The 11761-nt window shown below is 35.5% G+C and carries 9 protein-coding genes; 2 read left to right on the top strand and 7 right to left on the bottom strand.

Going from position 1 to position 11761, the window contains the following annotated elements; genetic code table 11:
* Positions 1 to 6: 6 nt before the first annotated feature.
* Positions 7 to 1212 (top strand): glycosyltransferase, encoded by a 1206-nt coding sequence (locus GUB10_RS09660; RefSeq protein ID WP_193711229.1) that lies wholly within the window; start codon positions 7 to 9, stop codon positions 1210 to 1212.
* A gap of 48 nt (positions 1213 to 1260) precedes the next feature.
* Here the strand turns inward: GUB10_RS09660 and GUB10_RS09665 are convergent, their stop codons facing one another.
* The 5 genes from GUB10_RS09665 to GUB10_RS09685 form a co-directional block, all read right to left on the bottom strand.
* Complete coding sequence (locus tag GUB10_RS09665; protein ID WP_193711230.1) at positions 1261 to 1668, bottom strand: response regulator; 408 nt, start codon at positions 1666 to 1668, stop codon at positions 1261 to 1263.
* Positions 1665 to 3155, bottom strand: a complete 1491-nt coding sequence (locus GUB10_RS09670; RefSeq protein WP_193711231.1) for a PAS domain-containing sensor histidine kinase — start codon at positions 3153 to 3155, stop codon at positions 1665 to 1667. Before GUB10_RS09670 ends, GUB10_RS09665 begins: the two co-directional genes overlap by 4 nt.
* Before the next feature lie 99 nt (positions 3156 to 3254).
* Complete coding sequence (locus tag GUB10_RS09675) at positions 3255 to 4805, bottom strand: cellulase family glycosylhydrolase (RefSeq protein ID WP_193711232.1); 1551 nt, start codon at positions 4803 to 4805, stop codon at positions 3255 to 3257.
* Positions 4806 to 4811: 6 nt separating this feature from the next.
* Positions 4812 to 5999 (bottom strand): hypothetical protein, encoded by a 1188-nt coding sequence (locus GUB10_RS09680; RefSeq protein ID WP_193711233.1) that lies wholly within the window; start codon positions 5997 to 5999, stop codon positions 4812 to 4814.
* Complete coding sequence (locus tag GUB10_RS09685; RefSeq protein WP_193711234.1) at positions 5996 to 9085, bottom strand: hypothetical protein; 3090 nt, start codon at positions 9083 to 9085, stop codon at positions 5996 to 5998. Before GUB10_RS09685 ends, GUB10_RS09680 begins: the two co-directional genes overlap by 4 nt.
* 174 nt (positions 9086 to 9259) lie before the next feature.
* Here GUB10_RS09685 and GUB10_RS09690 point away from each other — a divergent pair, with 174 nt between their 5' ends.
* On the top strand, positions 9260 to 10462 hold the full coding sequence (locus tag GUB10_RS09690) for a response regulator (RefSeq protein ID WP_193711235.1): 1203 nt from the start codon (positions 9260 to 9262) through the stop codon (positions 10460 to 10462).
* Between the two features lie 114 nt (positions 10463 to 10576).
* On the opposite strand, the gene GUB10_RS09695 is transcribed toward GUB10_RS09690, so the two are convergent.
* Positions 10577 to 11455: an outer membrane beta-barrel protein gene (locus GUB10_RS09695; protein ID WP_193711236.1), complete on the bottom strand. Its 879-nt coding sequence runs from the start codon at positions 11453 to 11455 to the stop codon at positions 10577 to 10579.
* A gap of 45 nt (positions 11456 to 11500) precedes the next feature.
* A partial coding sequence (locus GUB10_RS09700; RefSeq protein ID WP_193711237.1) for a T9SS type A sorting domain-containing protein occupies positions 11501 to 11761 on the bottom strand: 261 nt, incomplete at its 5' end.

Consider the following 11761-nt stretch of genomic DNA (forward strand, 5'->3'; position numbering starts at 1 on the left):
GAAATTATGAAACTGGCTATTGTAACCGCATTTCCACCCAGCAAAGTAACATTAAATGAATATGGATATCATCTGGCAAAGCATTTCGCCCAGAATAGCGAAATAGAAGAACTTATCCTTATAACCGATTATACCCAGGAGAAAAAGCAAATAGATTTTGAAGCTCCTAATTGTAAGATTACGGTTAAGGACAGCTGGAGTTTTAACAGCTATAAAAATATTTTTAGTATTTATAAAAGTCTAAAAACCTCAAAACCAGATGCGATTCTTTTTAACCTTCAGTTCATGAAATTTGGAGACAAAAAAATTCCTGCAGCGCTTGGCCTTTTTCTACCTCTAATATTTAGAATTAAAAAAATTCCTACAATTGTACTCTTGCATAACATACTGGAAACAGTAGATCTTGGAAATGCAGGATTTACAGAAAACAAAATATTACAAAGAGTGTTTAACACTATTGGCAGTATACTTACTAGAGTGATTCTGCAAGCAGATACGGTAGCCCTTACCATAGGAAAATATGTAGAAGTAGTTAAGCAAAAGTATAAGGCGCAGAATGTAATTCAAATTCCGCATGGTTCGTTTGAAACACCTCCTGAACCAAATTTTGATCTACCAGCGGGACCTAAAAAAATCATGACATTCGGGAAATTTGGAACGTATAAAAAAGTAGAGATTCTAATTGAAGCTGTTGAAAAACTTAGAAAGAAAACAAACCAGGAATTGGAAATAGTAATTGCCGGTACCGATAGCCCAAACACGCCGGGCTATCTAGATACTGTAAAGCAAAAATACAAGCACGTTAAAAATCTTACTTTCACAGGCTATGTTGCCGAAGAGGATGTTCCCATTATCTTCGGAGAAAGTGCTGTGGTAGTATTTCCCTATACCTCAACAACCGGCAGTTCGGGGGTTTTACATCAGGCAGGCAGTTATGGAAAAGCAGTAGTTATGCCCAACCTGGGAGATCTTGCACTATTGGTAGAGGAAGAGGGTTATACCGGAGAATTCTTTATTCCTGGTAATGTTGATTCTTTGGCAAATTCATTAGAATGTATTGTGGAAGATGAGGCCTATAGAAAGCGCATTGGAGCAACGAACTATAAAGCGGCTTGCAGCTTACCTATGGAAAAAATTACACAAATGTATTTAAATGAATTCAAGAAAATTGAAGGAAAAAAACTAGGTTTTAAATATGCCAATATTGGTTAGTAGTTTTAATTTTAAGGTTTGGAAGAAGAGCATATCTTGCTCTTCTTCTTATTTTTTTGAATATTGAAAGTAACTTTCTAAAATATTCTTTATTTGTTCGGTTTTAAGGGGCTTGATAATGTACCTATCTATATGAGTGTCTTCCTGGGCCTTTACAATATCTTCTGTAGAGACGCTGCTACTACAAATATGAATGACCGATTTTTTTTGAAAATTGATGTTCTTTAATTCTTCTAAAAAATCCCAACCGTTTAAACCGGGCATATTCAAATCAAGAAAAATAATATCTGGAATTTTATCTTCATCATTAATATTTTCACGCAAATAATCCAATGCAGAAATAGCATCATAAAACTGGAGGACCTCTTTTACCCTGCCTGGCATTCCTTCCAGCATTCGTTTGGCAAAAAACTGATAGAACTTATCATCGTCTATCAAACAAATCATTATTTTCATAGTATTTCCTCCTTAATCCTATATTTATCCAGATTTATTTTTACCATTGTACCTAAGCCCGGTTTACTTATAAACTCCATTTTACCTTTATTGCTCTCTAAAAGTGTTTTGGCCATAAAGATACCGGTGCCTTTGCCAGATAGATCGTCGTGTAACCTGGTATTTCTTGTAAATCCTGCTTTCCTCAATTTGGTAAGATCCATTCCTATTCCATTATCTTCAATGCTAATAATGCGCTGACCGTTTTTAAGATACGTTCTTAAGGTAAGAAGCCGTTCTGGTTTTTCGATATCTGAAAAGTAAATTACGTTTTCAATTAAATTTTGCAGTATTATCTTAATTGTTGGTTCATGAAAAGTAATTTTATCCCAATCTGAAAAATCTTTCCTTACCGTAATTTGGTACTCCCTGAATAGGGTTTTATTATCGTTCAATAACTTATCTATAGATTTGGAGATACTAATTTCCCGGTTATTTTGAATAGATTCGCTTCCACCGGTTATTTTAGACAAATAATTAAGTTTATCGAAAAGTTTGGATAAATTTTCTTCAAAATGAGGAACAAGATTACTTACCTGCTCATCTTCACTATTTTTCAACTCTTCAATAAGCAATTGTAAACTTATTGCAGGTCCCCTAAGGTCGTGCGAAGTAATTTGTCCAAATTCTTTCATTAAATGATTCTGACCATCTAAATATTCTGAAAGGCTAAAGATTTTATTATGAGAATTTTCTTCAAGTTCTGTTACATCCTGAAAAATTCCGAATATTTGAATACACTTCCCTTTGCGCAGTAATGGGGTACCTATTGCCCTTACCCATTTCCTATTATTTTTAGCATCTACAAGCTGAAGCTTAAGTCTATACTCCAATCCCTTTTCTATTGCATCCTTAACAGCATTTTTAATTTTCTTCTGAGAAGTTTCAGAATAAAATTCAATAGCTCTTTCGAAATCAATGAGCTCTTTTTCTGAAAGACCATAAATTTCATATACTTTTTTACTCCAGGTAACTTCTCCAGACCCAATATTATAAGACCAATGACCTACATCTGCAGCTTTCTCTATTTCACTATTAATCTTACGTTGCTTTTTTAAATCTTCTATTAATTTCTGATTCTCATCTATAGAACGAGAAATAGTAATAAGCTTTTTGACAAGCTTTTCTTCCTTAACAGGAATTATTTGACTTTCGAGCCAGACATAATCGCCATTTTTTTTTCTTAATCTAAACCTTATGTTTTCAACCAGCTTGCCTTCAAGGGCTAGCTCGTTGGAGTTGCTTTCCACCATATCCTGATCTTCCGGATGAACCAATAGATAAAAACTCTTACCAATAAGATCCTTAGATTGATAACCTAATAGTTTCTCTACTGTTTGGTTTACAAACACAAATTTCCCATTAGGTTCCTTATAAAAAATTATATTCGGCGAATACCGAAGAGCATAGTCTTTAAGATGTCTTAAAAACAATGATTCTTTAAGCATATATTGTTTTTTACGATTTGAGGCGTAGGGGACCTTCTCCAATATACAAAATTTTGTATATCAATAACATATACTTTCCAAAATTAAGTTAAGAAATGCTTAGTGCGAGATATAAATAAAGGCCGGTTTTTCTTCTCCCTTAGAGTTAATAAAACCAAAATTTCTTTGACGCGCTTTACGCCAGGGCTTGTGTCCTACAACAGAAGCCGGGATTTCATTAAAGTCATAAAGCGTCCAAGATAGAAACGAAATATTAACTTTTTTTAGGAATTGTTGCATCAACTGATGGTATTCTGCCTGATCCTTTTCATCATATCCCCAGGGGCTGCAAAAACCCTTATAAGAAGATATTCCAAACTCTCCCATAACCAATGGCTTGTCTATTTCTTCTATTAGGCCGGCATAAGTCACTTCAAGTTCTGTTATATCTTTATAATAATGAAAAGTTACCAAGTCTACTTGGTCTTTTAACAATACAGCACTTTCAGGATTAGACCAACCAATGGTTACCAAATGGTTTGGCGCTATATTTCTTAACTGATGAATAACACTTTTAAGCCAGTTCAAAACTAAATCTTCCCCCCTGCTTTCAAAATCAAGGTCAGGTTCGTTTTTAATATCCCAGCCTAAAATGGCCTGATGATCTTTAAACCTGGAAACAATATTCCGCAGGTGTTCATGCGTCAATGTCCAATTAAGAACCGAATAATCTCCGTAGAAGTCGAATAAAGTAACAAACACCTTAATATCCATATCTTCAGCTGCATCAAGTACTTTATTTAACTTTTGAAGTTTAGCTTCCTTCACATCTGCACCTCCAAAATCCTCATAAGGAATAAAAATCCTAATGGTGTTTAAGCCTGTTTCTTTAATAAGCTGAAAATCAGTTTTAATGGTAGCAATATCAAATTCATCACCAAACATATTCCAGGGTGTTTTCTGCGGATAATAATTGATACCTTTTATTTTGTATCTCTTATCCTTATAAAAAACCTGGTCTTCCTGAATGCTCCAGTAAGATTTATTCTCTATTTTTTCAGCCTTGAAATTCTCTTCTAGCTTTTGCATATGCCTTACCCTCCAAAAACCATCTTCCAGAAGCATCATTACCCGGTAAGAAGAAGTGTCTACGCCCCTATCTAAAACTTTATCATTTTCAAGGCTTTCTGAATATTCAATAACATTTCTATCCTTAAAAACAACCAGTTGCCCATCTGCACTATAAAACTGAAGTTTTGGATGATGTGCCGTAGTAGTCGACCTAAAATTGATATTTTTTGCCTTATTAGTATCCAGTATCTTATAGATATTCACCCGGGCACTATCTGTATAGTAATCTTCAATTCCATAATCCTTATTGGTTTGTAAGGCTAAATTCTTAACGTACCAGGAATTCAAATAATCGCGTTCTATCTCTTTTAGGTTTTGTACTTCCATGGGCCTGCCTTCATACGAACTGGTATCCCAGCTAATCTCCGGCAAATACATTCGACGACTTTTGATCTCGGTATGCAACATAGTAGAACGATCGGCACCAGTGTTTAGATAGCCTAAAACCGTACTTATCCCAAAAATAAGAAAGGCATTCACTGCGAGAAAACTAAGTATAAGAATCGCACGGTATAAGTTTTTATTAATCTTTTGCCGCATGTAGGTTTATTGAATAGATTTGGTGACACCAAGAGTTTCTATTTTAAAGGTAAAAGAATCTGCATAATTAATACCCCTGCCAGGCTTAAAAATTGCAAAGCCAGCTTTGCTTGTTTCCCTATGCCTGGAATGAATCTCATTATTACTATCCAAAATTTTTAAAACCACTTCTGTCCCGTCGGGAATATATTGTCCCAGAAAACTAGTTAAGGGCCCCACCTTAATGAAGTTGTTTTCTAAATCGAGCTCTACATTAAAATCCTCTATAACAGGCTCATAATCTACTACAACCTCATTACTTTTGGCCATTCCGGTAATATTGGCTGAGATTTTCCAAGTAATGGGCTTTTCGGGGTGTAGTAATTGTGCCGTGGCCACTCCGTTTATGGTAGCGGCGTAGGTTTTCTGTATTATATTTTCTGAATCTATAATCAAAAACTCTACAAAAGTCCCATCGCCCACCAGGTTATTAAACTCATCCTTAATTACCGAAGTTTTAACCCTGGTTACCTGGTTTCCATCGGCAAAAGAATGCTCTCTTTGTATGGCAAGTTTAAAATCTGTAGCCACCGAAGGATAAACCTGGCTAATCATTTCCTTAGTCTGTAAACCTTTAGAAGTACCTGAAACTATAATGTTACCGACTTTCTCTTTTGAAGTGATATTCTTCCAGGCAAACATATTTTTTATTTCGATGCTATCTGTTTTCAATACTCCCTGAAAGAATTCTGAAATTTCAACTCCGGTATCATCAGATAAAGGATTATCAAACCTGTCTGTGGGAATACTTACCAGCATAGAATAATCTTTACCTCCTGCCTGTATGCTCCTGGGGCCAAAGTAGTTTTCAATAAGTTTGGGTTGTAACTCTGGCAAAACCATAACCTTTCCCGACTGCATAAGGCTAACTCCCAATAATTTCCATTTTATAGTTCCTGCTTTTTCTGAAATAAACCCGGGAACCTCAAATATTACTGAATTACCCACTATTTGAGGAATTAACATAGTTTTACCGTAAGAGCTATTAACGAGCAAACGTGCATCAGCATGAATATTATTAAACTCCAGCACAAGTTTTTCACCTGCAATTATTTCTTTTGGTATAGGCGATACAGCCTTTCCCGACACAACATCTTCTGCCTTTAAGATACTAATAATCAACAAACAAAATATGAGTAAGTAATTTTTCATCATTTGGGGTTTCCTATATAGTTATTCATTTCAATCTTTAAAAAGTGAAAACCAGCTCCTTCAAACTCCTGCAGTGCAAGTTTTGATTGTATTAGGTCCCTTGCAGGAATTACCTTCCCGGCAATCGATTTGTTCGGCAAGCCATTCACATATATATTTTCCATCGAAGAATTTATTACCGAAAGTTGACCAAGATCCTGAGGCGAGCTTTCAAAATACTGTTTCCGCTGTACTCGAATACCTTCTTGTAAATATTGATGATCTACCCAGATCAATTCTGAATTCTCATTATAATATGAATATATAAGTTGAGGAATAGTTACTTCTTCTATCCCATAATTAAATAGCATTCCTTTTAATTTTCCATTTTCAATCTGCAGTTTATTTAAGCTAACACTTTTATAAAGGTCTGTGGTAGCCACATTCCCGGCACATTGCAGGTTAAATTTTACGGGGTGAGATTCTAATTTAACAGGAGTAAATTCATTAGGGTCAAAGGTTTCTGGAATCACATCCTCTTCATTCAACCAGGCTATACCTTCAAAATCTACCCTAAAGCTACTAATTTCTTTAGGCATTAGTTTATGTTTTATAACCTGCCTAGCATTATAACTGGCCAGTTCGTTATTGGCTTCATCATATAAAGTTCCTTTAACCACTACATCTGCAGGAACATGATCTACGTTTTGAATCTCCCCAACTATAGAATACCTGCCATTGAGCACAACAAGCTTAGCCGAGAGTACTTCTAATACAGGCTGCTTTAGTACATCTTCATGGTGGGTTTGCTGGGTAGTGATTCTTCTTCTACCGTGATTGTAGAACTCTGTTCGGTTCTGTGAGAATAACTGATCAGCAGGAAGATCTGTATCCAATTTTGTTGGTTCCATATACCACTTATTATTAATCTTGCTCAACTTATGATGAAACTTCCTTTTAACAATTTCAATAGGCGTCACCCAGGAGGTAAATACTTTAGCATTTGCCACAGAATCATTTACCCTACTAACAGCTACGTTAATGCTATCTAGTTTAGCATAAGAACTCAGCACCCCATCACTAACAGAAACTTCCAGCATAAACTGGGCAATACTTTTACCGCTTTCAGGATTAAGATAGGAATGTGCCCTTTCAAATTCTTTAAAATCTATCGCATCATAATAGGCCTTCACTACATTTTCTTCAGAAACCTGATCCTGGTTATCGTTATATATATAGTAAAGTGAAACTAAAATTACCGCCAAAAGCAAGAAACCGTATATATGGCTCACTTTTAATACCGCTGGCCTGAACCTATTGTAACTAAGTTGAAACCTCAAAAAATCTGGTTTTTTAAGGTCTCCCGTCTTTAATGCATTGAACCAAATTAGTTGCAAGTTGATAAAAAAAGCGATCAGGACAGTCAATACAGGAATAATTCCCCACATCAATTTTAGAAAGACCGGTACATCCTGAATTCCTATAATCTTGGATAAAGGGGGAACATTTAATTTCTCCCAAACTACAATTCCATTTTCCAATTGCTGCAATCGCTGCCATCCACTAAAATATAATAAAGGATCATAAAACTTATCATTAGAAAAAATATACTTAAGATTATATTTTTCGGGGACGGCAAGGAACTGCTGCAACGAACCTATTCCCTCCACGCCCCTAAACTTCGAATTTTCCAATCGCTCTACCGCCCTGGTGGTAAGCTCGGGCAATCTCCTGGCCGAATGATAATTCCCATCTACTGTAAGTGCCCGTGTTTGGGCAGAAAGCCAGGCCATCTGGTCTCCAAACCCCAGGGTTAAAAACCGCCAACGATCGTGTTGATCCTGGTTTAAGAAGTTTACAATAGGTAACATTTTAATACTTTGAGGTTGCATGGGCCTAAAATACCCCAGGCTTAGCGTGAATACCGTCAAAAAAAGGAATACACCAACCATACAAGCTCCTATCACCCTATGGTATACCGCACCAAATTGCTCCTGTATTCTTTTTTTCAGATCTCCTTCAGCAAATCGGTAGGCGAATTCGCCAAATATGGGTAGGGCTATTATAGACCCCCATAGCGTAAACCTATCCAGTGTTAAAATATTGAAAGCAGTCTCTCCAAGTAACATTCTTGGTATAGGAGTGGTGCCTCCTGTTCCTAAAATGAATAGCATAGAAAACGATAAACCGAAGAAAAGATATCTTTTTGAATAGTATCGGTAAAAAATATAGGGAAATAAAAAAAACAAAATTCCCCATGGAATAATAAAAAAAACCAAACCTGAAGAGGTCACCTCTATAAAACTATCTCTACTACCATGTGGTATAGGCACCTGAGTGATAGGGTTCTTTTTGGTATTAATCCAGTATGGTAAAATACATACAATTATGGCTACCAACGATGAAAGCCCAAATATTATGATACGTTTAAATAACCGAAAGAATGTCTTTAAAAAAGTTCTAAAAGTCACTTTTGCAAACCCGCCTACCTTTTCGGAAGACACGTCCATAATTACCATTCCTATTAATGGGAATATAAAAAATATCATTCCAAATATTGGGGTTACATGATGTGAAGTAACTGTAACAGCTATTAGAGATAATGCCCTAAAGTAAAATTGCCTTTTACCGGTTTTTATAAACAAATAAATTTCAGGTAAAGAATGCATTAAAACAGAGACCCCAATAATACTGGGAAGCTGCCCAAATATATGCAGAGTCTCTACAAAAGATGAAGAAAAAACAGCCAATAAAGCCGCATAACCTGCAACTTTCCTATTGGCGGTTATTAAGAGGCTAAACCTGTAAACACCGGTAATAAATAAAACTACCCCGATAATTGCCACTAAGAACATTCCAAATTTAAATCCGCCTATAAAAGAAAACAAAGCTATGGCTTGATGCACCAGGGGAGGATAGCCCATCACGGTAAACCCGGTATACCATTTATAGTTCCAGGGCTCAAACCAACTATTGGCATAATGTTCGGCAAAGAACAAGTGAATTAAAGCATCATAGGTGTTCTCCAGAGTAAAAAATATTGTTGAGGTATGAAAAACGACTCCTATAATTAGAGCAGCGATTAGGTATTTATTGGTTGTTTCTTTCATTATAAAACTAATGGTGGTTACTCAATTATAAAAGTAGTACAGGATTTAAACACCTCAAACTCACTGACCGAAAGCAACTTGCCATTCACCGATAAAAATTAACTACTTTATCTAATTCTCAAAAGCCGAAGGCAGGTTCCATCTATTTTTGGATTATAAACTAAACTTATTACCATGAAAATCCTAGCAGTAGACGATCAGCAATTGGTATTAATGCCACTTGAAAAGAGGTTAAAAGAATTAGGCTACATTGTAAAAACAACTACAAATGCCGAAAATGCCATAGACCTTTATAGGGAGTTTGAACCAGATCTATTGATAATTGATATCAATATGCCCGGAGTCTCCGGTTTAGAGATCGTACAATATATCCGCATTAAAATTACCGCAACAAAACCTATTATTGTACTGTCGGGAAATACCGATGACAAATTAATTGTAGAAGGATTTGAACTTGGCATTCAGGATTTCATGAAAAAACCATTAAGCCTGGATGAAATTTCTGCCAGAGTTAAAAGACTTATTGGTTCACCGGTCACAGAAAATCTACAAGTTTTCACCAATAGTATACTTCAGAATAGATGCGTAGGGGTTGTAATTCCCTGCTACAATGAAGAAAAAAGGTTAAAATCTGAAGAGTTCATCAACTTTATAGAAAAAAATAGTGGTTACCACTTATGTTTTGTAAATGATGGTAGCAAAGACAATACTCTACAGGTACTGCAAAGTTTGCGAAAAGGAAGGGAAAACTTTATAAGCATTTATAATTGTGAAAAAAACGCTGGTAAAGCAGAAGCTGTTAGACAGGGCTTGGTTTATATGTCGCAATTTAAAGATCTGGATTATGTTGGTTTCCTGGATGCCGACCTATCTACAGACTTCCAGGATTTTGATGATCTTGTGAAGACTATTGAATCTACAAATTTTCAGATTGTAAACGGATCGCGTATCTCAAGAATGGGTGCAAATATTACCAAAGAAAGCGCTAGAAAAATAATAAGTAGCACAATAAACCTCCTTATAACCAAAATTGTTGGTATGCCTTTTAAGGATACTCAATGTGGCGCAAAAATTATGAGAAAGGATCTAATTCCGGTAGCTTTTCAATCGCCTTTTTTAACAAAATGGTTGTTCGATGTAGAAATATTTATGAGAATGAAAAATCATTTTGGATCAGAAAAAGCGCAAAAAATGATTTGTGAACAACCGTTAAAACGCTGGATCCACGCTGATGGCTCTAAACTTTCTATAAAAGATTCACTCAATATTGGATTTCAATTAATAAAAATATACGGAACTTATACGCTTACCCCTTTGTTTACAAAAACAAAACCCGATTTTCAAAAAGAAGATTCATTAAACCCTTTAATAAAATAGAAAAAACTACTTAGAATATAGAATGCTCGTCTGCTGTGGCTAGAAGTTATTAAAATTAAAAAGCCCTCTCAAAATTGAAAGGGCTTTACTTACTTAAAATATTTATAAATAATATTAAAACTGAAATGCATACTGAATTTTCAAGCCAAATGCCAGAGTTTTAACTTCATCTAAATCCTGTATTTCACGGGCTGACAATAAGCTGCTAAAAGCAAAGTCTGTAGGGGCCTGGGCATTGTAATGAACAAACCTCTCCCCTGAGGTGTCTGGCTTAATATCATTTAATCCGTAATCTAGAAAAAGCCCCATATAAAGCGACCTATTATTCTCCAACATTAATTTCACACCGCTTTCCAAATGAGCTACAAAATTTGTTTTTAGGTCGAGCTCAGATTTAGAATTATTTACAGCTTTAAATTCGCCAAAACCTGCAAATGTAGGACTGGTAAGTTCCACATCATACTGTGAATAATATCCGCTGGTTTCTAGTGAACCGGCCGAACTTTGGTATTCTGAATTTAAAACTAAACCTGCTTTAACACCGGCAGCTGCATAAAATCTGGTCGTGCCAAGCGATTCGTATTGAACCTGAAGAGGTATATTTAAAAAGTAAACCTCCTGGTTCTCTGAAAAATTTGAAGCTGTATATCTAAATTCAAAAGATTCTGCCTCAGAATCCTGGGTCATATACGCCCCTTGGGCAGTAGGTACAAAAATGGCCCCTTCCATATACTGCAATTCGGCACCCGTTCCAAGACTCCAGTTGTCATTAAAATAATAAGCATACTTTGTTCCCAAACCAAAACCATTTTTCAAATCACTTTCCTGGCCTATAGCTTCATATTTCAAATTAGAAAAAGAACCTTGTAAGTAAAAGGAAACTTCGTTGTTAGACTGGGCTGATGTCTCCATATTAGCACTAAGTAAACTTAGTGCTAATATAAGACCTAAAGTAACTCTACTAGTTACGTTGTTTATATTGTTATTTCTCATATTTATTTTGTCATTAAAGTAAATTTCAATTAACCTATAACTGTCTTATTTTACTATAAACTTGAGTGACTTATGAATATTTTTAGTTTCGATTTTAAGAATGTACACTCCTATCTGAAGGTTATAAGGCAAATTAATACTTGTATTTTTACGATTCGATTTCATTTGCTGGATAAGCCCTCCGTTAAGGTTATGTATTGATAGGTGCATGGTCTCAAGCTCCTCTTCCGGGAAATCGGTTAATAGTTCCATAGTTCCTCCAGAATTAACCGGGTTTGGTGCTAATGAAACATTTAAAGAGCTTTT

Origin of the sequence: Salegentibacter sp. BLCTC (genome assembly GCF_015143665.1) — a bacterium.
GTDB classification, from domain to species: Bacteria; Bacteroidota; Bacteroidia; order Flavobacteriales; family Flavobacteriaceae; genus Salegentibacter; species Salegentibacter maritimus.

What these genes read in the sequence shown, in the direction of transcription:
- GUB10_RS09690 (WP_193711235.1), top strand. Translation starts at nt 9,260, where the DNA reads ATGAAAATCCTAGCAGTAGACGATCAGCAATTGGTATTAATGCCACTT.
- GUB10_RS09695 (WP_193711236.1), bottom strand. Translation starts at nt 11,455, where the DNA reads ATGAGAAATAACAATATAAACAACGTAACTAGTAGAGTTACTTTAGGT.
- GUB10_RS09680 (WP_193711233.1), bottom strand. Translation starts at nt 5,999, where the DNA reads ATGATGAAAAATTACTTACTCATATTTTGTTTGTTGATTATTAGTATC.
- GUB10_RS09670 (WP_193711231.1), bottom strand. Translation starts at nt 3,155, where the DNA reads ATGCTTAAAGAATCATTGTTTTTAAGACATCTTAAAGACTATGCTCTT.
- GUB10_RS09685 (WP_193711234.1), bottom strand. Translation starts at nt 9,085, where the DNA reads ATGAAAGAAACAACCAATAAATACCTAATCGCTGCTCTAATTATAGGA.
- GUB10_RS09675 (WP_193711232.1), bottom strand. Translation starts at nt 4,805, where the DNA reads ATGCGGCAAAAGATTAATAAAAACTTATACCGTGCGATTCTTATACTT.
- GUB10_RS09660 (WP_193711229.1), top strand. Translation starts at nt 7, where the DNA reads ATGAAACTGGCTATTGTAACCGCATTTCCACCCAGCAAAGTAACATTA.
- GUB10_RS09665 (WP_193711230.1), bottom strand. Translation starts at nt 1,668, where the DNA reads ATGAAAATAATGATTTGTTTGATAGACGATGATAAGTTCTATCAGTTT.